The sequence below is a fragment of the Pseudomonas sp. BF-B-15 genome (genome assembly GCF_019946675.1).
In the GTDB taxonomy this organism is placed as follows: Bacteria; Pseudomonadota; Gammaproteobacteria; order Pseudomonadales; family Pseudomonadaceae; genus Aquipseudomonas; species Aquipseudomonas migulae.
Genome location: NZ_JAGYFZ010000028.1, coordinates 19,785 through 42,187, shown reverse-complemented (window position 1 = coordinate 42,187; position 22,403 = coordinate 19,785). Strand labels below are relative to the sequence as shown.

Below are 22,403 nucleotides of genomic sequence, written 5' to 3'. Positions count from 1 at the left end.
GGTTATCAAATTAAATCGGCGGCGCGGCCATCGCGAGCAGGCTCGCTCCCACAGGTATTGGGAACACCGCAGATCACTGTGGGAGCGAGCCTGCTCGCGATGGCGTCAGCCCAGTCAACGCAAAGCCAACAGACCCTGCACCAACGGTTCCAGCTCCAACGAGTTAACGGCTTTGACCTTGTCGATCATCGCCACCGGCCAACTCTCAAGCCCCAGACAGGCCCCGAGCATGGCCCCCAGAATCGCCGCGATGGTGTCGGTGTCGCCCCCCAGACCTGCGGCCATGCACAGCGCGTCGAAGGCATTTATTTCACCGATGGCCACTTGCTGCGCCAAGGCAAACGAAACCACCACCGACTCCTGCGAAGCCACCGACGTGCCAATCACGTCGTACATCAAATCCGCCAGCATCGCCTTGTCGCTGTCGACGCTGATCGTCCGCGCCCAACTGATGCGCGAGGCAATGCGTCCGCCCGCGACCCAGTGGCCGTGGCTTTCCGCTTGCTGGGCGATTTGCTGGCCGAGGTTCAATGCCTCGCCAAGGTCCATGCCGTTGATGCCGGCCGAGACCACCGCCGCCACCGCCGCCGCGCTGGAGATGCCCAGCGTGGTGTTGTGGGTGACCTGGCAGGCCTGCACCACGGCGTTGATGAAACGCTCGGGATCGCGGACATCCGCCGAAATGCCGACGGGCGTGATGCGCATCGCCGCGCCGTTGGTGGTGCCGTAGCGCCCCGCTTCTTCCGGCGAATGGCCGGCGAGGATCATCTCGATCGCCCGTTTGGTCGACGGCCCGAGCAAATCCTGCGAGCCCTTGGCCTGCATCGCGGCTTCCCATTCGATCAGCCGTTGCGCCAGTACCGACGGCTCGATCCTGCCCTTGCCGTCGATCAACAACTGACCGACCAGAATGGCCTGTTCGGTATCGTCGGTGATCGAGCCTTTAGGCATGTTGGCCGCAATCGGCTGATTGGGGCCGGCGTCTTGCAGATCGGTGATTTCACCGAAACGCGCCTTGATGACGGCGCGGCTCAGCGATTGCGTCGGCATGCCCAGCGCATCGCCCAGGGCCAATCCGTAAAACGCGCCCAGTGCACGATTGAGCGCGGTCATTGTGGGTTTCCAAATTGCAGGTGCAGGCGAAAGTGCACGGGATCGAGCAGGCTTTCAACCTGCTCCATGAAGCGGTTCTGCCGGTCGTAGGTGGTGCGCAAGGCTTTGAGGAACACCGTGCCGACCGGACGACCGAGCAGCTCGGCGTCTTCGGCGCTCAAGGGTTCGGCGCCGATCCATTGATCGCCGCGCTCGCCGATGTAGCCGTACGCGGCCAGGGTGATGGTCAGGGAATTGTCGATCAGGCCGACACGCGGCAGGCTTTCCAGGCCTCCGGTGGCGGGCATCAATGAGCGTTCGAGGGAAACCAGCTTGCCGTCAGTGGAACGACGGCGGCGGTCGAGGGTGATGAATTGGTCAGTGCCGAAACGCGGCAGCAGGTCGGGGCGAGTCACCGCCTCGAGCCGCAGCACTTCGGTATTGATCAGCGCCCCGCTGTCGGCCAGCGCCTGCGCCCAACCGCTGCGCTGATCGAGCACCACCCCGTCGAACGTGACGATGGAACCGACACCACTTTGCGTCGCGATGTAGTTGCGCCGTTTCAATTCGGCCAGGGCTTCACGCAGCGTACCTCGGCTGACTTTGAATTCTTGAGCCAACTGATGCTCGCCCGGCAACTGAAAGCCGTCCTCCATGAGGCCGCTTTCAATGCGCCGGATGAGCTCGTCGACCACCCGTTGTTTCTTGTCAAATCGTACCTGTCTAATCATGTACAAATTGATACCCGAAACGACTTGTAACAGGCAAGACATATTTAGGGGGAGTGACGGAAGGATGCAGTCGCGAGGTGAATCAGTCAGACCGCCTTCGCGGGCAAGCCTCGCTCCTACAGGTTATATGTCAGTCGCGTAATCCATGCACGACACATAACCTGTAGGAGCGAGGCTTGCCCGCGAAGGGGCCAGCACAGACAACAAAAATCTCAGCGTTGTTTCAGACGGTCGATAACCACAGCCAGCAGCAAAATCGAACCACGAATCACGTACTGATAAAACGTATCGATGTTCTTCAGGTTCATCGCATTCTCGATGATCGCCAGAATCAACACCCCGGCAATCACATGCCGGATCATGCCGATCCCGCCACTGAGCGAAACCCCGCCAAGCACACACGCCGAGATCACCGTCAGCTCGAAACCCTGGCCGATCATCGGCTGGCCGGAAGTCATCCGCGACGCCAGAATCACCCCGGCCAACGCCCCGATCACACCGTGCACGGCGAAGATGATGATCTTGGTCCGGTCAACGTTGACCCCGGCCAGCAGCGCCGCTTCCTGGTTGCCGCCGATGGCCATGGTGTTGCGCCCGTAGGTGGTGTAATTCAGCAACCAGCCGAAAAACAGGAAGCAGGCAATGGTGATCAGGATCGGCACCGGCACGCCAAACAACTGGCCGTTACCGAAGACGAAGAACGACTCCTGCGACACGCCCACCGCTTTGCCATTGGCAAAAATGTAGGCCAGACCGCGAACGATCTGCATGGTCGCCAACGTAGTGATCAATGCATTGACCCGCAGCTTGGCGATCACGATCCCGTTGATCAGCCCGACGATCAAGCCCATGAACAGCGCCGCCACCACACCGAGAAAAACGCTGTCGGTGTCACGCATCACCACCGCCGCGACCACGCCGGCACAGGCAATCACCGAGCCCACCGACAAGTCGAAATGCCCCGACGCCAGGCAATACAACATGGTGCATGCGGCAATCCCGGTGGTGGAAATCGCCAGGCCCAGGCCGCGCATGTTCAGCGGCGAAAGGAAGTTGTCGATCAGCAAGGTGCAGAGCACAAAGATCCCGACGGCCGCGAGCAGCATCACCCAGTCATCGAGAAAGCGCCGCAGGTCCAGAGGTTTGCGCTGGGTGGGCAGAGCGTTGTTTTGGGTTGTCATCATAGTCACCTCTCAGTTCGCCACGCCGTCAGCACGGTGGCGCGGCAAAGCCAGTTGCAGCAGGTTGGATTCGTTGGCCTCGTCACGGGACAGTTCGCCGCGCATCGCGCCTTCGCAGAGCACCAGGATGCGGTCGGAAATACCCATCACTTCCATCAGGTCGCTGGACACCACGATCACCGCGATGCCGCTTTCAGCCAGGTTATGGATGATCTGGTAAATCTCGGCCTTGGCGCCGATGTCGATGCCGCGAGTCGGTTCATCCAGAAGCAGCACTTTCATCGGCATCGACAGCCAGCGGCCGAGAATCGCCTTCTGCTGATTGCCGCCGGACAGGTACATGATTTTCTGCGCCGCGCTGGGCGTCTTCACTTTCAGCGCCTTGATCTGCTTGTCGGCGTTGTCCTTCTCCCACAGGCCGCGCAACAGGCAACCGAAAGTGGAATGGGCGCCGCGCGCGCTGATGTTGATGTTCTCGGCAACGCTGGAGAGCGGCATGATGCCCTCCTTCTTGCGGTCCTCGGGACACAGCAGAATCCCGGCGGCAATCGCATCGCGGGGTGAACGCAGTTTCAGTTCATGCCCGCGCAATTCCAGGCGCCCGGCGGTGTTGCGTTCAAGGCCGCTGAGCATGCGGAACAGCTCGGTTCGCCCAGCTCCCACCAGGCCGAACAGCCCGAGAATTTCGCCTTTGTGCGCATCGAAACTCACCGGCTCACGCAAGCCCGGCCCGAGCAGACCGTCGACCCTCAACGCCACCGCGCCACGCTTGCGCGGGCGGTAATCGTAGATGTCCTGAATGTCGCGCCCGACCATGCACGTGACCAATTGATCGTGGGTCAGCTCGCTCATGTCCTCGAAGGTGCGCACGTAGCGGCCGTCTTTGAACACCGTCACCGCGTTGCAGATGCGGAACACTTCTTCCATGCGATGGGAGACGTAAAGCACCACTTTGCCTTCGTCGCGCAGGCGCCCGATGATCGCCATCAAGCGATCGATCTCCCGCGCCGAGAGGCTACTGGTCGGTTCGTCGAACGCGATCACATGCGCGCCACGGGACAATGCCTTGGCGATTTCCACCAGTTGCCGTTGACCGAGGGACAAGCGCCCGACCTTCTCCTGCGGATCGATTTCATCGGCCAGGCCCTTGAGGCAGGCCAGCGCTTGTTGTCGCAGTGCGTTGCGATTGATCAGGCCGAAACTGGCAGGCAAATGACCGAGGAACAGGTTTTCCGCCACGGTCATTTCCGGCACCAGGTGCAATTCCTGATGGATCACCGCCACCTTGTTGCCGATGCTGTCGGCGGTGGATTTGAAGACCATCGTTCGCTCGCCGATCTGCAGGTCGCCGCTGTTCGGCGTGTAGGCGCCGCCGAGGATTTTCAGCAGGGTCGATTTGCCGGCGCCGTTCTCGCCCATCAAGGCATGAACCTGACCCGGATGGGCAACGAAGCTGATGCCGTCCAGTGCCTTTACCCCGGGAAAGGTCTTGCCGATCCCGTTGAAGCGCAGGCTGCCGCCAACGCTGTCGTGTTGTGTCTGTACTTGCGCGTGCATAAAACACCTCATCACACAGATCAGGCAGCCCTGTCGCCAGGGCCGCCGATGAAATCAACCGCACCTCAGTTCCAGAGGCCGATTTTTTCCAGTTCCTGCTTGAAGTTGTCGCGCGTGATCAGGGTCACGTCGTCCATGGCGGTGTACTTCGCCGGCTCTTTGCCGGTGGTGACCCACTCGAACATCATGCTGGCGGTGTTGTAACCCTCGATGTGCGGGCTTGGCAGCATCGAGCCGAAGAAGCCGCTGTTGGGCTTTTTCAGTTCGCCGATGGCGTCGGTGCCGTTGATGCCGATGCCGATCACGTTGGCCGCAGCAAAACCGGCGCTCTCGGTGGCGCGTACGCCGCCCAGCACGGTGTTGTCGTTCATGCCGCCGATGATCAGGTTCTTCGCCGCGCCCGGCAGTTTCACCAGCGCCGAGTTGGTGGCGTCCATGCTGCCCGGCACGTCGAGGGTTTTCAGGGCCGAGAACAGGATGTGGTCTTTTGGCATGCCGGCGTCTTCCAGCGCTTTGACTGAACCGTCGGTGCGCTTCTTGCCGGTGTCGAGTTCGTTGTAGGTGTTGATGACCGCGTAGGTGTCTTTCCAGTCCCAGTTGCGTTTTTTCGCTTCGGCGGCCATCGCCGCGCCCTGCTTCTGGCCGACTTCGAACGCCGCCATGCCGAGGTAGGGAACGTCTTCCATGAACTTGCCGCTGGCATCGACGAAGCGGTCATCCACGGCAATCACTTTCAAACCGTTGAGTTTGGCTTTGGCCATGATCGCCGGGCCGAGGGACACGTCCGGCGGGCAAATCACGAAACCCTTGGCGCCGTTGGCAGCCAGGCTGTCGATGGCGGACAGGGTTTTCTCGCCGTCCGGCACGGCGATCTTGATGACCTTGAAGCCTTTCTCTTTACCGGCCTTTTCGGCGAAGGCCCATTCGGTCTGGAACCAGGGCTCTTCCGCCTGCTTGACCAGAAAACCGATCTTCACTTCCTCGGCCGCCAGCAAGCTGCTGCTGAGGCTGACCGCGGTGACCGCCAAAGCGGCACAGCACAGGGAACGGATCCCACGACGACGATTCATAAGCTGACTCCTTGTTATTTTTTTTGAGCGTTATTTTTCAAAGCCGGTGTAAACGTTGTAGCAAATAGTCATATCGTATGATGATTGGATTTCAGACGTAATTCCGCGCCTGAAACCCCGGTTATTCAGTCGTGGTACATCACCGAGCGCCCACCATCGATGGTGATGCACGAGGCGTTGATGAACGGCGCTTCATCGCTGGCCAGGAAGACTGCCGTCATCGCCACTTCAATCGGCTGGCCAATGCGCCGCGGCGGATGCAGATCGAAAGCGCGCTGACGTTCGGCCTGCGGGTCGGCAAAACCGTTCCAGTAATCGACGTTCAGTTGGGTTTCGATGTAGCCCGGTGCAATGGCGTTGACGCGAATGCCTTTCGGCGCGTATTCGATGCCCAGTGCGCGGGTCAGGCCGAGCAAACCGTGCTTGGCCACCGGGTACGGGAAGCAGCCGGGAATGATGTGCGTGGAATGGGTCGAGGCGATGTTGATGATGCTGCCGATGCCCTGCTCGATCATCTGCGGCAGCACCGCCTTGCAGCCGAACCAGGCGCCATCGAGGTCGATGGCAAAGCAGCGACGCCAGTCTTCTTCGGTCATTTCCAACGGATCGCGGAACACATTGACGCCGGCGCAGTTGACCAGCACGTCGATGCGACCGTGCAACTCGACGGCCCTTTTTGCCATCGCGTGCAGGTCTTGTTGATTGGATACGTCAACCTTGATCGCCTGAACATCGAAGCCTTGGGCGCGCCAATGCGCTGCGACGCTTTCGACTTTCTCGCCCTGGATGTCGCTGATGATCAGCCTGGCTTGCTGGCAAGCGAAGGCCGCAACAATCGCCTCGCCGATGCCCTGAGCGGCGCCGGTCAGCAGCACGACCTTGTTTTTCAGGCGCTCGCCCTTCGGCGGCTCGGGCACTGGAGGCAGGGAGAGCGCTTCAGCCATGGATCAGCGCTCCCTTTCGCGGGCACGACAAAAACCGGGCATCTGTCGATGTCCGGCCAAAAAACGTGTTGGAAAATCGCTGCATCACTTCACCTGTTTTGTTTTTTTAAGTGTGAGTGCGTGTAACTGATTGGAGCCGACTATAAACCCGACCGCCAAATAATCTCAATATATAATTTTACATCCCATATTTTGGGATTTAATCAGCAAATCTCGTACAGGCCTTTCCTGGTATATCGACCCGGATCGACAACACCGCGCCGTCCAGCGGATGGTTGAGCGGGCTCGCAGCGCTGGTGATGTAGAGGGTTTTCAGGTCGGCGCCGCCGAAGACACAACTGGTCGGGCGACTGACTGGCAATTCGATGATGCGATCGACATACCCATCCGGTGTCAGCCGGATCAGGCAGCTGCCGTCCCAGCGCGCGTTCCAGATATAACCTCTGGCATCCATCGCCGAGCCGTCGGGGCCGCCACGTTGATGCGGGCCGAACCAGACCAGCGCAGGATCGAGGCCGCCGTCGGTGCGGATGAAATGCTGGTAGAGCGTGCCATCCAGGCTGTCGGCGAAGTAAAGCGTGGTGGCGTCATCGCTCCACAACAACGTGTTGGGAATGCCCAAACCGCGCAGCAGCGGCGTGACCCGGGCATCCCGGTCGATACGAAACAAGCCGCCGGAACGCCGCACAACGGGCAGGTCTTCGCCATTTTCGCCGATGTTGTTTTGCATGGTGCCGAGCCAGAGTCGCCCCTGGGCATCGCAACGGGCTTCGTTGCCGCGATTGCCCGGCTGCGGGTCCGCGACGCAGAACAAGGTCAGCCGTGGCTCAAGGCCTGGTGAATCCAGATCGAGCCGATACACGCCACTGCTCAACGTCACCAGCGCATCGCCGCTTTCGCAGGGAATGAAAGCCGACACGTGCTCGGGCATCTGCCAGATCTGCACGTTGGCACCGATCAGGCGCAGTACCTGTTTGCCGGCGATATCCACCCAATAGAGGGCTTGCGTCGGCGCATCCCAGAACGGGCCTTCGCCGAGGCGTGCCCGGTGTCCGGTGACTGCGGTCCATTCCATGAAACCTCCTGCGTTGTTCTTGTTTTATGTGGGAGCGAGCCTGCTCGCGATGGACGTCAACGGTAACGCGTGTCCGCTGCATAAACGCGCTGCCTTGAAGTTTTTCGCGAGCAGGCTCGCTCCTACAGGGTTCTATGTTTTTAGCCGGCTTTTTTGTCGGCCATGACTTTTGGGTAGTAGCGTTTGATGGCCAGGTCGGCGTTGTCGATCAGCGTCATGCAAGCCCACACACCGCGCGCCGCGTCGCGGGCGGCGATGGCGTCGGCCATGTCCTTGTGAATCGGCAGCGTGCGGCGCAGTTCGTCCGGATCGGCGGCGGAAACTTCAAAAGACACCGCCAGCAACGCGCCGAGGGCCGGGACCATTTGTTCGATGAATTGATTGTGGCTGGCCGCGAGGATGCACTCGTGGAAGAACTGGTCGGCGCGGTTGTAATCGATGCCGCTGTGCACCGCCCGCTCCAGCGCGTTATAGGCCTGAAGCACCGCCTGCACCTGCTCGACGGTCGCTCGCTCGCAGGCCCAGCGCACGGCCATCGGCTCGATGGTGCGGCGTAAATCGAGGAGGTCGTCGACGAAGTTTTCCGGCAGGCCGCTGCGGGACAGCCAGCCGACGACTTGCGGATCGAAGAGGTTCCAGCGCCGCACCGGCAATACCCGCGTGCCGACCTTCGGCCCGACTTCGAGCATGCCTTTGGCGACCAGGGTTTTGATGGCTTCGCGGATGACAGTGCGACTGACGCCGAGCTGCTCGCCCAGGTCGGCCTCAACCTTGAGGGTGTCGCCGGGTTTTACCTGGCCCGCCGCAATCCAGCAACCCAGCCAATCGACCGTCGATGCGTGAAAACTGCTGGACATGGGCACCTCGATGCAGGGACGGCACAATGCCGTTCGCGATGGTTGCCCACGCTAATCATCATACGATTGGGTGTCAATTTGATTTTGAAGCTGAGTAGCGAGATCGCGTTATCGTTCCTCGCGGGCAAGCCTCGCTCCTACAGGTGCCGGCGAACTCTGTAGGAGCGAGGCTTGCCCGCGAAGGCGTCAGCACTGACGACTCAAGGCTCGAGACCGATGGGGAAGAAGATGCCGCCACTCCATACGCCCAGCCAACGCTGCCCATCGATTTCACGAGTCACCGCCAGCTCCACCAATTGGTAAAACACATTGCGATGAATCAGCGCTTCGAGATTGGTGCGCACATGCACGTAAGGCGCAGGCTCTTGTGTCACCGGGTCAATCACCACGCGGATCGCATGGTCGGCACCGGCCTCGGCGGTTTCATCCACATGGGTGGTGAAGCGCAAGACCTGGGCTTCACCCTCGCCTTCAACATCCACGGCAATCGCCACGAACGGAGCATCGTCAACCTTGATGCCGACTTTCTCGACCGGGGTGATGAGGAAATAATCATCGCCGTCGCGGCGAATGATGGTGGAGAACAGTTTGACCATCGGCTTGCGCCCGATCGGCGTGCCCAGGTAATACCAGGTGCCGTCGCGGGCGATGCGCATGTCGATGTCGCCGCAGAAGTCGGGGTTCCACAAGTGGACCGGTGGCAAGCCTTGGGTCTTGGGGATTTGCCCCAACAGGTCGTTGGCTTTTTGCGGGCCACTCATGGCGTTCTCCTTGGAATTACTGGTCGCTGAACCCCAGCAGGCTGCGCGCGTATTGCCGCAGCGGCGGGCCCATCAGGTCTTCAGGTTTTTTGTCGTAGAACGTCAGTAAACCGCCACGACTCTTGATACGTGCAGTATCAATCAAATACTGGGTGCTGGTCTCGATCAACATGATCTGAATCACGCCAGAGTCGATACCGAGACGATCCACGGCTTCCTGATCGAGCCATTCGTCCGTGTTGCCAATACGGTCGTCAGTCTTGGCGAAACGGGTGTAGAGCAGGTAATGCGCACCGACCGCACGGGCTTCGCCCATGGCCTGGTCGAGGCCTTCCGGCGTGCGTGCACGACGGACCATCGGGAAGTATTCGATAAAACCGTCGAAGGCGACTTCGGCGATCACGTTAGGTCGCGGGTAGACCGCACTGCCCGGCGGCACAAAGGCGCCTTGGGCGATATAGACGAACGAATCCGGCTGAATGCGCAGGTTGTGCACGCGGCGGCTGTCGCTGTGGTCAAGCAGCCCCACGTCGCTCATGTGGTAGCGAGCTTCTTCAGCCATATCGCTGACATTCATGCAGCCACCAAGCGCCAAAACGGCCAGCAGCAAAACCAGGCTACGCATCCTACCCTCCAGAGGCCGGTGACGGAAAACCGGCGAATGGCCATGGGATGCAGCTTCCGCGCCAGCTCCAGGAGCATTAGCGCCCGACAGATTGCATTCGCGGGCAAGCCTCGCTCCTACAGGTTGTACACACCCCTTGTAGGAGCGAGGCTTGCCCGCGAAGAGGCCGGTTCAGCCGCCGATAATCTTCATGACGGTCGCACCACCGGAAAACGCCACTTCCTGCTTGTCACCCAAGGCCTTCACCAAGAGTCGCTGCAACGCCGGCAATGCCTGATGGCGCGGTTTGTCCAGCAGATCGCCGACATAGTGACGGTTGCTCGACGACAGGCAGCCATGCAGCCACCCGGTTGAAGACAGGCGCAGCCGCGAACAGGTTCGACAGAACGGAACACTTTCGTTGGCGATTACCCCGAAATAGCCCTGCCCCGGAATTTCATAGCGCACCGCAGTGGCGTCAACCGGCGCATCGGCCTGGAGATACTCATAGCGATCACCGATCAGGCTCAGCAGCTGTTGCAGGCTGACGAATTGTTGCAGGAATGCGTTGTTGTCGTTGGCCAGGTGGCCCATGCGCATCAGTTCGATGAAGCGCAACTCGTAACCGCGTTCCAGGCAATAATCGAGCAGCGGCATGACTTGATCGAGGTTCTGCCCGCGCAGCGGCACCATGTTGACCTTGATCTTCATGCCGGCAGCGCTGGCCTGGTCCATGCCATCGAGCACAGTCGCCAGATCGCCGCCGCGAGCAATGCTGCGGAATGCGCCGGCATCCAGGGTATCGAGGGAAACATTGATGCGACGAATGCCGGCATCGACCAGCAGGGGCAGTTTTTTCGCCAGCAATTGACCATTGGTGGTCAGGCTGATGTCTTGCAGGCCCATCTGCCCGACGGCGGTCATGAAGGCTTCGAGTTTGGGGCTGACCAACGGCTCACCGCCGGTGATGCGCAGTCGTTCGATCCCCGCCGCCTCGATCAAGTAGGCAACGCCGCGTGCCATGGCTTCGGCCGACAGTTCATCCTGCGCAGCGACCAGCCGCTTGCCGTTAGGCACGCAATAGGTACAGGCGTAATTGCAGGCGGAGGTCAGGCTGATTCGCAGATTACGGAAACGCCTGCCTTGACGGTCAACGATCATGGTCACTCCGGCACAAGGAATTCGGACGACGTAAAACTTGACTCACAAATCAAGTTTTAGCAAGTCCCATGCCTGAGTATATTACTGAGGTACTGCGCCATATAGCGAAATCATGGCGCAATAAGGCAACTGAATGACTCAGCTACTCGGCGTGTCGGTGTCGCGCTTGCGCTTGTTGCCCATGCGCACGCCGATGTCCATCAGGAACTGGAAGAAGCCTTCCTGATCTTCCAGCACATTGCTCCAGAACGGCGAGTGATACAGCGCCACGGCGCCGTGCACCAGCGCCCAGGATGCGCAGTAATGGAAGTAAGGCGGCACGTCTTCGAGCTTGCCTTCGCTGATCCGGCCCTTGATCAGCAGGGTCAGGCGTTCGAAGTTCGAGGCGCGAATCTTGTGCAGCTCCTCGATCATCTCCGGCACCTGATTGCCCTTGACCACCTTTTCTTCCAGGCGATCGAACAAGCGGTAACGTTGCGGATCGCGCATGCGGAATTCGAAGTAGGCCCGGGACAGCGCTTCCTTGTCCTTGTCGACATCGGCCGAATGCAACAGCTCGTTCAAATCGCGCTCGTAATCGAGCATCAGGCGCAGGTAGATCTCCGCCTTGGATTTGAAGTGCTTGTAGATTGTGCCTTTGCCGATACCGACGGCATCAGCAATCATCTCGACGGTGACACTGTCTTCACCTTGGTCGAGGAACAGCTTGAGCGCGGTATCGAGAATTTCTTGCTCACGGCGACGAAATTCACGGACCTTACGAGGTTCTTTATGCATAAGAAAAGGTCTGTCGGGGTCAAAATTCGAAGCCGCGTATTATGCCTAACTTGCGGCAAAATGCACGGATCATCCTTCCATATCTGTGTTTCTAGATGAATTCTGTCAGCACCAGCTTTTAATGAGAACTCTTCCGAAGCGCCTGTATTCCAAAATTGTTTAAAAACCTGGGCCGGTAAACTGGACTCAGCGCAATACTGATCAATACTTCAACTGTCGGCGGGGCATCTCCCCCAAGTGCCGCGTCGATATTGGTACCAACGGACCGCGTACCATTGTTTTACTCCTAATGGTCTTAACCCGGATTCACCCCCCAGAACCCGGGTTTTTTTTGCCTGCGATTTAACCTTTCACATGCGCCAGCGGGAACAGTCGCTTGAAGTTCTCGGTCGTCTGCGCGGCAAATCGCTCGTAGGATTCACCGCGTAGCATTGCCAGAAACTCTGCCACTTCCCGCACATATTGCGGCAGGTTCGGCTTGCCGCGATAAGGGATCGGCGCCAGGTACGGCGAGTCGGTTTCCACCAGCAATCGGTCGGCAGGCACTTTACTGGCCACGTCACGCAGCGCATCGGCGTTGCGGAAAGTGACGATGCCAGACAAGGAAATGTAATAACCCATGTCCAGCGCCGCTTTGGCCATGTCCCAATCTTCGGTAAAGCAATGCAAAACGCCGGCCTGGGGCAACGCGGCCTCGCGCAGCAGGTTCAGCGTGTCCGCCCGGGCACCGCGTGTGTGAATGATCACCGGTTTGCCGGTCTGCTGCGCAGCTTGCAGGTGCAGGCGAAACGACTCCTGCTGCAACTCCGCCGCTTCAGGTTCGTAGTGATAATCCAGGCCGGTTTCACCAATCGCGACCACACGCGGGTGATTGAGCTCCTGCAGCAGCCAATCCAGCGCTGGCGCAGCGCCCGGTTGCACGTCCAGCGGGTGCACGCCGACCGAACAGTCGACATCGTCATAACGTTCGGCCAGGGCTTTGACGTCGGCGGCGTTGTCGACGCTGACGCCGATACACAGAAAGTGCCCTACCCCGCGCTGGCGGGCCGCGTCGAGTGCGGCATCCAGCGAGCCGTCATGGGCGGCGAGGTCAAGGCGATCAAGGTGACAATGGGAATCTACGAGCATAAAAAGGGCTGCAACTTACATCGTATGAGTGGGACGGTCGGACTTCAGGGCTCCGGCCAGGTGGGTTTCGATTCGACTGCGCGCGGTGTCGTCACCGTCGTTGAACTGCACGCCGACGCCAGCGGCCCGGTTGCCTTGCGCGCCTTTGGGGGTGATCCAGGCAACCTTGCCGGCGACCGGAATTTTCTCCGGCTCGTCCATCAGGTTCAGCAGCATGAATACCTCATCGCCCAACTTGTAGCTCTTGTTGGTCGGGATAAACAGGCCACCGTTCTTGATGAAGGGCATGTAGGCCGCGTAGAGCACGGAGCTGTCCTTGATGGTCAGGGACAAAATGCCGTTGCGCGGCCCCGGATTGACAGCTTCATTCATGCTGACCTCCACTGCTGATGTTCAGAGGATAGGCCCAGTCGGTCACTTCTGGGTAGGCAATGACGCCCATTGCACCAGCAGCGCTTCAAGCAACAGCACCCGATTGAGGTTGGCCTTGCTCATGACTTTCTGACGCTGGGCGAGGATCCAGTCCTGAATGTTCAGGACTTTGTCCTGAGCGCTTTTCTGCGCCAGGTATTGAATCACCTTGCGCATATCGGCCAATCCCAGCCCGTCTTCATCCTGAGTCAGCTGATACCGCAGGATCAGGCTCGACCAGTCGCAGAACCAGTCAAACAGCAATAACAGCGGAATCGCGTTCCAGCCTTCGGCCAGTTGCGTCGGCGATTGCTGCTGCTTGAGCAACTTCTTCACACCGTCGACCACCAACGCCCGCTGCTCGCGCACGCCCTGGGCCTGCAAATTCACCGCCGCCAGCGGTGAGCCGGCGGCGAGAGTCAGCAGTTCGACGCGCTCTTCTTCCGAGCTGTCCGGTAACGCCTTGGCCAGCCACTCAAGACTCATGGCCTCGCTTGGCAGTGGACAGGCTTGCTGCACGCAGCGGCTTTTGATGGTGGGCAACAGTCGACTGGTCTGGTGACTGACCAGTAACAGCACCGTGTCGCCGGACGGCTCTTCAAGGCTTTTGAGCAAGGCGTTGGCGGCGTTGATGTTCATCGACTCGACCGGCTCGATCAACACCACTTTGCGCCCGCCCATCTGCGCAGTCTGGACCACGAAGCTGACCAGTTCGCGGACCTGATCGACCTTGATCGCCTTGTCGGCTTCTTCCGGCTCGAGGATGTAGTTGTCAGGGTGGCTGCCGGCTTTGAGCAGCAGGCAGGATTTGCATTCACCGCAAGCGTCCTGCGCGGTCGGACGCTGACACAGCAGGCTGGCCATCAGGCGCTCGGCCAGCGCTCGCTTGCCGATCCCGGCCGGGCCGTGCAGCAGATAGGCGTGCGCATGTTGTTTGCGACCTGCCAACTGCTGCCAGAGGCTGTCCTGCCACGGATAGGCTTCAGCCACGGGTCAACTCCAGCAGACGCGGCAACAAGGCGTCCAGCGACTGTTGAACCTGCGCCAGCGGCTGGGCGGCGTCGACCAGCACATACCGCGCCGGGTCGGCTTTAGCGCGTTTGAGGAACGCACTGCGCACCGCATCGAAAAACGTCCGGCCTTCGAGTTCGAAGCGATCCAGGCGACCGCGAGCGCTGGCGCGGGCCAGACCCACTTCCACGGGCAAATCGAAAATCAGCGTCAGGTCCGGGCGCAACTCGCCCTGAACGAAGCTTTCCAGCGTAGCGATGCGTTCCAGCGACAAACCGCGACCGCCGCCCTGATAGGCGTAGGTCGAGTCAGTAAAGCGATCGCACAACACCACCGCGCCACGGGCCAGCGCCGGGCGGATCACGCCGGCCAGATGCTGGGCGCGCGCGGCAAACACCAGCAACAGCTCGGTGTCGGGGTCCATGGCCTCCTCGACTGGCGCCAACAGCACCTCGCGGATCTTCTCGGCCAAAGGCGTGCCGCCCGGCTCGCGGGTCAGCACCACTTCGATACCGGCGGCGCGCAGGCGCTCGGCGAGGTATTCGCGATTGGTACTCTTGCCGGCGCCTTCGGGGCCTTCCAGGGTAATAAACAAGCCAGTCACAGGCAGTCCTTAGTCAGAATCATTGCGGGCTTTGCGGCGCGGTTGCATCCGATTCGGGCGCGGGTGCAGCAGCGGGCTCTTTAGCAGGTTCTTGAATCGTTTCTTGAGCCGGCTCTGGCGGCGTCACTGGTGCCAACGCCTCCGGGGCCGGGTCAGGCGAAGCCGCCGGGATCGGAGCCTGCTCATTCGTCGCCTCTGGCGCGGTGACCGGCGCCGGGCTGGAGCGGTAATCGGCGCGACGCTTGAGCTGAAATTCACGCACCGCGCTGTTGTGAGCATCCAGATCATCGGAGAACACGTGGCTGCCATCGCCGCGCGCGACAAAATACAGACTGTTGCCGGCCACCGGGTTGAGTGCCGCATGGATCGCTTCGCGACCGACCATCGCGATCGGCGTCGGCGGCAGGCCAGAGATCACGTAGGTATTGTAAGGGGTCGCTTCCTTGAGATGGGCGCGGGTCAACTTGCCGTTGTAGCGATCACCGAGGCCGTAAATCACGGTCGGATCGGTCTGCAACAGCATGCCCATTTCCATGCGCCGCACGAACACGCCAGCGATCTGCCCACGCTCTTGCGGTACGCCGGTTTCCTTTTCCACCAGCGAAGCCATGATCAGCGCCTGGTAGGGTTCGGTGTACGGCACGTCAGCCGCGCGCTGCCCCCACTCCTTGGCCAGGACTTCGTCGAGGCGGTCGTAGGCTTTTTTCAGCAGCTCGACGTCCGTCATGCCACGCACGAAACGGTAGGTGTCCGGGAAGAATCGCCCTTCCGGGAAGATCCCGGCGTGACCGAGCTTGTCCATCACTTCGCTATCACTCAAGCCGTTCAGCGTCTGCTCAAGTTTTTCATCCTTGGCCAGCGCAGCACGCACTTGATGGAAATTCCAGCCTTCGACCAGCGTCAGGCTGTACTGCACCATTTCCCCGCGTTTCCACAGGTCGATCAGGTTTTCTACCGTCATGCCGGGCTGCATGCGGTACTCACCTTTGTGCAACGGTTGCCCGGCCAGGTTGAAGCGCCAGTACACACGCAACCAGAAAGCGTCCTTGATGACGCCATCGGCTTCGAGTCGATAGAAAGTGCGGGTGGGTGTCGTGCCTTTGGGCACTTCCAGGAGTTGTTCCTGGGTAATGTTCAGCGGCTGTTCCAGCGCCGAATGAATCTTCCAGGCCGAAGCGCCCAGACACAGCCCTGCCAGAACCAGTCCGGTTTCCAGCAGCAGCAAGAATTTACGTCTCACGTATCAAGCATCCAGTAGCGCGCGGGCAATGGTTTGGAGTTTACGGGTGAGCGGCCCAACCGGCCAGCTCAGAGCTGCATAGGCGCGCACCGGCCAAACGCCATACACGCTGTTGCAGATAAAGACCTCATCAGCCCATTGCAGCTGTTCGAGGGTGATGTCGGTGATTTGCGTGGGAATCCCCAAGGACTCGGCTTGAAACAATAATTCGGCGCGCATCACGCCAGCCACACCACAGCGCTTGAGATCGGCAGTGATCAACACACCATCGCGGACCAGGAACAGATTACTGAACACACCCTCAATCACCCGCCCGGCCTGATCGAGCATCAAGCCTTCGGCATGCTCGGTGTCTTGCCATTCGGACCGGGCGATGACTTGCTCAAGACGGTTCAGGTGTTTGAGCCCGGCGAGCAAGGGTTGTCTGGACAGTCGTGTGGCGCAAGGAAACAGGCGAACGCCCTGCTCCGCATGTACGACAGGGTAAGCGGCAGGCGGGTTGCCCTGAAGAATGCGTCGGGCCTGGGCCGCAGGGTCAGGCGCATAACCGCGCAGGCTGTCGCCGCGGGTGAGGATGAGTTTGAGCACGCCCTCGCCCAGTGCTGCGGCGTAGGCCAGCAGCTCGCTGCGGATCAGCGCGTGATCGGCCGTGATCGCCAGGCGTGAACAGCCTTGCGCCAGGCGCGACAGATGCCGGTCCAGCAACAGCGGCTGCCCGTTCCGCACGGCAATGGTCTCGAACAGACCATCACCGTAAGCCAGGCCGCGATCCTTCAGCGACAGAGCGTCAGCCGGCTGACCGTCGACCCAGCTGTCCATCAGTCAGCGAACCGGCGGAACACCAGCGAGCCGTTGGTACCGCCAAACCCGAAGGAGTTGGACAGGACCACATCGATGTCCATGTTGCGAGCGGTGTGCGGCACGAAGTCCAGGTCGCAGCCTTCGTCCGGCTCGTCGAGGTTGATGGTCGGCGGCGCCACCTGGCTATTGATCGCCAGCACACTGAAGATCGCCTCGACTGCGCCCGCCGCACCCAACAGGTGACCGGTCATGGACTTGGTCGAACTGACCGCCAGCTTGTAGGCGTGATCGCCGAACACCGACTTGATCGCGCAAGCTTCGGCAAGGTCGCCGGCCGAAGTCGACGTACCGTGGGCGTTGATGTACTGGACTTGATCGCTATTGATCTTCGCATCGCGCAGGGCGTTGGAAATGCAACGAGCAGCACCCGCACCGTCAGCCGGCGGCGACGTCATGTGGTAGGCATCGCCACTGGTGCCAAAGCCGATCAGTTCGGCGTAGATGGTTGCGCCGCGAGCCTTGGCGTGTTCCAGCTCTTCAAGCACCAGCGCACCGGCACCGTCGGACAGGACGAAGCCGTCACGGCCCTTGTCCCATGGACGGCTGGCGCGGGTCGGCTCGTCGTTGCGGGTCGACAGCGCGCGGGAGGCACCGAAGCCGCCCATGCCCAGACCGCAAGCGGCCATCTCGGCGCCGCCGGCAATCATCACGTCGGCTTCGTCGTACATGATGTTGCGGGCTGCCATGCCGATGCAGTGCGTACCGGTGGTGCACGCGGTGGCGATGGCGTAGTTAGGTCCCTGTGCACCCAGGTGGATCGACAGGAAACCGGAAATCATATTGATGATCGAGCCAGGCACGAAAAACGGAGAGATCCGTCGTGGGCCGGAATCATGCAGCGTGCGGCTGGTTTCTTCGATATTGGTCAGACCGCCAATACCCGAACCCATGGCCACGCCGATGCGCTCACGGTTGGCGTCGGTGACTTCAAGACCGGCGTTACGCACCGCCTGAAAACCTGCGGCCAGACCGTACTGAATGAACAGGTCGAGCTTGCGAGCTTCCTTGACCGACAGGTATTCCTCGACATTGAAGCCCTTTACCGAGCCGCCAAAACGGGTGGAATAGGCAGAAAGGTCGGTGTGTTCGATCAGACCAATGCCACTACGGCCAGCCAGAATGCCCTGCCAACTGCTCGGCACATCCGTGCCCAGTGGCGACAACATACCCATACCGGTGACTACGACGCGTCTACGCGACACAGCACTCTCCTTTTTCAAATGACGACTTTGCATCAGGCCTAAAGAAAAAACCGCACGCCATGATGGCAGTGCGGTTTTTCCATGACAGCAAGCAACGATTACAAACTATTACGCCTGGTGGCTAGTAACGTAGTCGATTGCAGCTTGTACAGTAGTGATCTTCTCAGCTTCTTCGTCAGGGATTTCGGTCTCGAATTCCTCTTCCAGAGCCATCACCAGCTCAACGGTGTCAAGGGAGTCGGCACCCAGGTCTTCAACGAAGGAAGCAGTGTTGACCACTTCTTCTTCTTTAACGCCCAGTTGCTCAGCAACGATTTTCTTGACGCGCTCTTCGATGGTGCTCATACCTTGTTTTCACTCCTAATGGACAAATTCAGGCAGCTGGCCAGTGGGTAAGTGTATAGAAAGACTTTTCAGTTTTTCAACTGAAAGCTTCACTCCTCAAACCCCGTGACCCTCTGCCTATAAATAGATTGCAGCTTTATAACGGATTTTAGACAGCTCGTATGACATTTTTTTGAAGCAACCCGTCACATTTAACTCATGTACATCCCGCCGTTCACCGGGATTGTAGCCCCAGTAACGTAAGCCGCACCGTCGGATGCAAGAAAAGCGACCACAGACGCGATCTCTTGAGCTTGCCCCAGACGACCCAGCGGAATTTGCGCCTGCAAGACTTCACGCTGTGCCTCGGGCAGTTCGCGGGTCATATCGGTGTCGATGAACCCAGGGGCCACCGAGTTTACCGTAATCGAACGCGAACCGACTTCACGCGCCAGAGCACGGCTGAAACCTTCCAGACCTGCCTTGGCGGCAGCGTAGTTTACTTGGCCTGCGTTGCCCATGGCACCCACAACCGAGCCAATACTGATAATTCGTCCCCAACGGGCTTTGGTCATACCGCGCAGAACGCCCTTGGACAGGCGGAACAGACTGTTCAGATTGGTATCGACGACGTCATGCCACTCGTCGTCTTTCATGCGCATCACCAGGTTATCGCGGGTGATGCCGGCATTGTTGACCAGGATCGCCGGCGCACCGAACTGCTCCTGGATGCTCGCCAGCACAGCGGCAACGGATTCGTCGCTGGTGACATTCAGTTCCAGGCCAGTGCCTTGAATACCGTTTTCTTTCAGGGTAGCGGCGATGCGCTCGGCACCCGAGGCGGATGTCGCGGTGCCCACAACAATGGCGCCCTGACGACCCAGTTCCAGGGCGATGGCCTGGCCGATACCGCGGCTCGCACCGGTGACCAGTGCAACTTTACCTTGCAGACTCATGCAAGCTTCTCCTGATTCAGGCCAACGCTGCACGGGCGGCAGCGAAGGCGTCTGGGGTATTGAGGTTGGATGTCGACACGCCTTCGGCGCAGCGTTTGTTCAAGCCTGCCAGCACTTTGCCGGGGCCGCATTCGACCAACTGGGTCGCGCCCTTGGCGGCCAGCGCCTGGACCGATTCAACCCAGCGCACAGGCTTGTAGAGCTGCTCAAGCAGATCGCGCTTGAGGGTTTCGAGATCGGCCGGCACGTTCGCGCTGACGTTTTGTACCACAGGAATCTGTGGTGCCTGCCAGTTGATCGCAGCGATCGACTCGGCGAAACGCTCGGCGGCTGGACGCATCAGCTCGCAATGGGACGGTACGCTGACCGGCAACGGCATGGCGCGCTTGGCACCACGAGCCTTGCAGCCTTCGATGGCGCGCTCGACCGCAGCCTTGGCACCGGCAATCACGACTTGACCCGGAGAGTTGAAATTGACCGCGCTGACCACTTCGCCTTGCGCCGCTTCGGCACAGGCTGCCAGTACGTCAGCATCGTCCAGACCGAGAATGGCAGCCATACCGCCCTGCCCGGCCGGAACGGCTTCTTGCATCAACTGACCGCGACGCTCCACCAGTTTCACCGCGTCGCCCAGACTCAGGCTGCCCGCAGCGACCAGGGCGCTGTACTCGCCCAGGCTGTGACCGGCAACGTAAGCCGGACGCGCACCACCTTCCGCCAGCCACAGACGCCACAAGGCGATCGAGGCGGTCAGAATGGCCGGCTGGGTTTTATCGGTTTGATTGAGTTGCTCTTCCGGCCCTTGCTGGGTCAGTGCCCACAGGTCGTAACCGAGCGCGTCGGATGCTTCTTTGAATGTTTCGAGGACCACCGGATGTTGCGCGCCCAACTCGGCCAGCATGCCGAGGGACTGCGAACCCTGTCCTGGAAAGACGAATGCGAGGGAAGCAGACATGTAACAAGCCCCTAATGATCTTGTCGTCGGAGAATTGACGTCCCGCTTGGGGGACGCAAGAAACTGACAGTTGGATGGCAAATTGAACTGAGCGGTCACATTTAAGCATTGTCCGACGAAAACGCCTAAAGCAACAAATCCTCCAGACGACCGTGAATGCGTTCCGGCAGGTTTTCCTGGATCTCGATCAAGGCTCGCTGAATCGCACTCTGGAAGCCCTGAACCCCTGCCGAACCGTGGCTTTTCACCACAATCCCCTGCAACCCGAGGAAGCTTGCGCCGTTATGCCGAGCAGGCGCCAGATCAGCCTGAAGACGCTTCATCAGCGGCAGCGCCAGGGCGCCCACCATTTTCGATGCGAGGTTTTTTTTGAAAAGCGCTTCAATTCGCCCGGCAATCATGGTCGCCAGACCTTCACTGGACTTGAGCAAAATATTGCCGACAAAACCGTCGCACACCACCACATCCGCCTCGCCACGGTACAAACCGTCACCTTCGACAAAACCGATGTAGTTGATGCCGCGAGCGCTCTGCAACAAGGTCGCCGCCAGCTTGACCTGCTGATTGCCCTTGATGTCTTCGGTGCCGATGTTCAGCAATGCGACCCGTGGACGAACGATGCCCAGAGTTTGCGCCGCGACCGAGCCCATCACCGCAAACTGCAGCAGATGCTCGGCGCTGCAATCGACGTTGGCGCCCAGGTCGAGCAACTGACAGTAGCCCTTCTGCGTCGGAATCGCCGCGACCATGGCCGGCCGGTCAATACCCGGCAAGGTCTTGAGCACGAACCGTGACAAGGCCATCAGCGCGCCGGTATTGCCGGCGCTGACGCAGGCCTGAACCTTGCCATCACGCAACAACTCAAGCGCCACGCGCATCGACGAATCCGGCTTGCCACGCAAGGCCTGGGCAGGTTTTTCGTCCATGGTGATCACTTCGGATGCCGGGGTAATCGACAGGCGCGAGCGATCCACAGCCGATTGGCCAGCGATCAATTCTTCAAGAAGGGAGGGTTGACCGACAAGGGTCAGGTGCAGCGAGGGTGTAGCAATCAGACAAGCGAGGCTGGCCTGAACAATGCTGCGGGGACCGAAGTCCCCGCCCATTGCGTCAATCGCGATGACTTGAGCGGACAAGTGATTACTCGTCAGCGCCCTTGTCGATCACTTTACGGCCACGGTATACGCCTTCTGGCGATACGTGGTGACGCAGGTGAACTTCACCGGTGGTTTTTTCTACAGACAGGGTGCTAGCCTCGAGAGCGTCGTGCGAACGACGCATGTCACGGGCGGAGCGGGATTTTTTGTTCTGCTGAACAGCCATAATTGATTAACTCCTAAACGTTTGGGTCACGCTTTAACTGCGCCAATACACTGAACGGGTTGGACCGCGTTACCTCGTCCTCGCTCGGTTCGGGCTCATCGAGACCCGCCGGCTGCTGGCATTCTTCCGGATGATGAGCAGGCACAATGGGCAAGGCGAGCAGAAGCTCCTCCTCGATCAGTGACTGCAGATCCAAAGGATCTTCGCCCAGTTCCAGCACGTCATAACCTTTCGGCAACGACTGGGTATTCGCACCCTCCTTCACCACAGCATAACTGCATTCGCTGTGGATCGGCAGGGTGACCAGCTCAAGACAACGCTGGCAAACCATTTTGACTTCGGTGTCGATAAAGCTGTGGATTACCACAGACTTACGTTCATCTCGTTCAAAAACGAATTTAGCCTGCACCGTACCGACATTGTCGGAAAGCGGGTCGCAGAGTCTCTCCAAATCGGCCAGCAGCAGTTCACCTTGAAGGGTGGTGCCACGGTCAGCCAATTTGCGCGGGTCAACGTGAGGTGGAATCGGGTCATTCAACATAGGCGCAGCATTATAGGGATGCACCCAGCCATGTCAA

Annotated in this window: 25 protein-coding genes; all 25 read right to left on the bottom strand. The window is 59.9% G+C overall.

The window, feature by feature from the left end:
* Positions 1 to 114 precede the first annotated feature (114 nt).
* The 25 genes from KGA97_RS11775 to KGA97_RS11655 all read right to left on the bottom strand — a co-directional run bounded on the left by KGA97_RS11775 (position 115) and on the right by KGA97_RS11655 (position 22,366).
* Positions 115 to 1,113, bottom strand: coding sequence for an ADP-ribosylglycohydrolase family protein (locus KGA97_RS11775; RefSeq protein ID WP_192227899.1), 999 nt, complete (start codon positions 1,111 to 1,113; stop codon positions 115 to 117).
* Complete coding sequence (locus KGA97_RS11770) at positions 1,110 to 1,823, bottom strand: GntR family transcriptional regulator (protein ID WP_032832566.1); 714 nt, start codon at positions 1,821 to 1,823, stop codon at positions 1,110 to 1,112. Before KGA97_RS11770 ends, KGA97_RS11775 begins: the two co-directional genes overlap by 4 nt.
* A gap of 212 nt (positions 1,824 to 2,035) precedes the next feature.
* The gene (araH, locus tag KGA97_RS11765; protein ID WP_032828927.1) at positions 2,036 to 3,004 is read right to left on the bottom strand and encodes an L-arabinose ABC transporter permease AraH; all 969 of its coding nucleotides are present in this window, start codon (positions 3,002 to 3,004) and stop codon (positions 2,036 to 2,038) included.
* Between the two features lie 12 nt (positions 3,005 to 3,016).
* Positions 3,017 to 4,561, bottom strand: coding sequence for an L-arabinose ABC transporter ATP-binding protein AraG (gene araG, locus KGA97_RS11760; protein WP_223480814.1), 1,545 nt, complete (start codon positions 4,559 to 4,561; stop codon positions 3,017 to 3,019).
* 65 nt (positions 4,562 to 4,626) lie between these two features.
* Complete coding sequence (locus KGA97_RS11755; protein WP_008031628.1) at positions 4,627 to 5,631, bottom strand: substrate-binding domain-containing protein; 1,005 nt, start codon at positions 5,629 to 5,631, stop codon at positions 4,627 to 4,629.
* Between the two features lie 125 nt (positions 5,632 to 5,756).
* Entirely contained in the window at positions 5,757 to 6,575 is an 819-nt protein-coding gene (locus tag KGA97_RS11750; RefSeq protein WP_008031626.1) for an SDR family oxidoreductase, read from the bottom strand.
* 199 nt (positions 6,576 to 6,774) lie between these two features.
* Positions 6,775 to 7,650 (bottom strand): SMP-30/gluconolactonase/LRE family protein, encoded by an 876-nt coding sequence (locus KGA97_RS11745; protein WP_223453152.1) that lies wholly within the window; start codon positions 7,648 to 7,650, stop codon positions 6,775 to 6,777.
* 140 nt (positions 7,651 to 7,790) lie between these two features.
* The gene (locus KGA97_RS11740) at positions 7,791 to 8,507 is read right to left on the bottom strand and encodes a FadR/GntR family transcriptional regulator (protein WP_223480813.1); all 717 of its coding nucleotides are present in this window, start codon (positions 8,505 to 8,507) and stop codon (positions 7,791 to 7,793) included.
* Between the two features lie 200 nt (positions 8,508 to 8,707).
* Positions 8,708 to 9,268 (bottom strand): DUF1285 domain-containing protein, encoded by a 561-nt coding sequence (locus tag KGA97_RS11735; protein WP_008040881.1) that lies wholly within the window; start codon positions 9,266 to 9,268, stop codon positions 8,708 to 8,710.
* Positions 9,269 to 9,284: 16 nt separating this feature from the next.
* Positions 9,285 to 9,893, bottom strand: a complete 609-nt coding sequence (locus KGA97_RS11730) for a DUF4823 domain-containing protein (protein WP_008040882.1) — start codon at positions 9,891 to 9,893, stop codon at positions 9,285 to 9,287.
* A gap of 171 nt (positions 9,894 to 10,064) precedes the next feature.
* A complete protein-coding gene (locus KGA97_RS11725; RefSeq protein ID WP_008031614.1) occupies positions 10,065 to 11,033 on the bottom strand; it encodes a GTP 3',8-cyclase MoaA in 969 nt (322 codons plus the stop codon).
* 138 nt (positions 11,034 to 11,171) lie between these two features.
* Entirely contained in the window at positions 11,172 to 11,810 is a 639-nt protein-coding gene (locus tag KGA97_RS11720; protein ID WP_008031613.1) for a TetR/AcrR family transcriptional regulator, read from the bottom strand.
* Between the two features lie 342 nt (positions 11,811 to 12,152).
* On the bottom strand, positions 12,153 to 12,938 hold the full coding sequence (locus tag KGA97_RS11715; RefSeq protein WP_008040884.1) for a TatD family hydrolase: 786 nt from the start codon (positions 12,936 to 12,938) through the stop codon (positions 12,153 to 12,155).
* 15 nt (positions 12,939 to 12,953) lie between these two features.
* The gene (locus KGA97_RS11710; RefSeq protein ID WP_192227904.1) at positions 12,954 to 13,310 is read right to left on the bottom strand and encodes a PilZ domain-containing protein; all 357 of its coding nucleotides are present in this window, start codon (positions 13,308 to 13,310) and stop codon (positions 12,954 to 12,956) included.
* Between the two features lie 42 nt (positions 13,311 to 13,352).
* The gene (locus KGA97_RS11705; RefSeq protein ID WP_192420234.1) at positions 13,353 to 14,339 is read right to left on the bottom strand and encodes a DNA polymerase III subunit delta'; all 987 of its coding nucleotides are present in this window, start codon (positions 14,337 to 14,339) and stop codon (positions 13,353 to 13,355) included.
* Entirely contained in the window at positions 14,332 to 14,964 is a 633-nt protein-coding gene (tmk, locus tag KGA97_RS11700; RefSeq protein WP_008040886.1) for a dTMP kinase, read from the bottom strand. The genes KGA97_RS11705 and tmk overlap by 8 nt, the downstream gene beginning before the upstream one ends.
* A 19-nt stretch (positions 14,965 to 14,983) precedes the next feature.
* The gene (mltG, locus tag KGA97_RS11695) at positions 14,984 to 16,204 is read right to left on the bottom strand and encodes an endolytic transglycosylase MltG (RefSeq protein ID WP_207286285.1); all 1,221 of its coding nucleotides are present in this window, start codon (positions 16,202 to 16,204) and stop codon (positions 14,984 to 14,986) included.
* 3 nt (positions 16,205 to 16,207) lie between these two features.
* The gene (gene pabC, locus KGA97_RS11690) at positions 16,208 to 17,023 is read right to left on the bottom strand and encodes an aminodeoxychorismate lyase (protein WP_008040888.1); all 816 of its coding nucleotides are present in this window, start codon (positions 17,021 to 17,023) and stop codon (positions 16,208 to 16,210) included.
* Complete coding sequence (fabF, locus tag KGA97_RS11685) at positions 17,023 to 18,267, bottom strand: beta-ketoacyl-ACP synthase II (RefSeq protein ID WP_008031595.1); 1,245 nt, start codon at positions 18,265 to 18,267, stop codon at positions 17,023 to 17,025. Before fabF ends, pabC begins: the two co-directional genes overlap by 1 nt.
* A gap of 108 nt (positions 18,268 to 18,375) precedes the next feature.
* Positions 18,376 to 18,612, bottom strand: coding sequence for an acyl carrier protein (acpP, locus tag KGA97_RS11680; RefSeq protein WP_003175607.1), 237 nt, complete (start codon positions 18,610 to 18,612; stop codon positions 18,376 to 18,378).
* A 191-nt stretch (positions 18,613 to 18,803) separates the two neighbouring features.
* Positions 18,804 to 19,547, bottom strand: coding sequence for a 3-oxoacyl-ACP reductase FabG (gene fabG / locus KGA97_RS11675; protein WP_008040890.1), 744 nt, complete (start codon positions 19,545 to 19,547; stop codon positions 18,804 to 18,806).
* 16 nt (positions 19,548 to 19,563) lie between these two features.
* A complete protein-coding gene (gene fabD, locus KGA97_RS11670) occupies positions 19,564 to 20,502 on the bottom strand; it encodes an ACP S-malonyltransferase (protein ID WP_192227907.1) in 939 nt (312 codons plus the stop codon).
* Positions 20,503 to 20,627: 125 nt separating this feature from the next.
* Positions 20,628 to 21,638 (bottom strand): phosphate acyltransferase PlsX, encoded by a 1,011-nt coding sequence (gene plsX, locus KGA97_RS11665; RefSeq protein ID WP_081500214.1) that lies wholly within the window; start codon positions 21,636 to 21,638, stop codon positions 20,628 to 20,630.
* Between the two features lie 4 nt (positions 21,639 to 21,642).
* Positions 21,643 to 21,825, bottom strand: coding sequence for a 50S ribosomal protein L32 (gene rpmF, locus KGA97_RS11660; protein ID WP_003179396.1), 183 nt, complete (start codon positions 21,823 to 21,825; stop codon positions 21,643 to 21,645).
* A 13-nt stretch (positions 21,826 to 21,838) separates the two neighbouring features.
* On the bottom strand, positions 21,839 to 22,366 hold the full coding sequence (locus KGA97_RS11655) for a YceD family protein (RefSeq protein ID WP_008031588.1): 528 nt from the start codon (positions 22,364 to 22,366) through the stop codon (positions 21,839 to 21,841).
* Positions 22,367 to 22,403 lie beyond the last annotated feature (37 nt).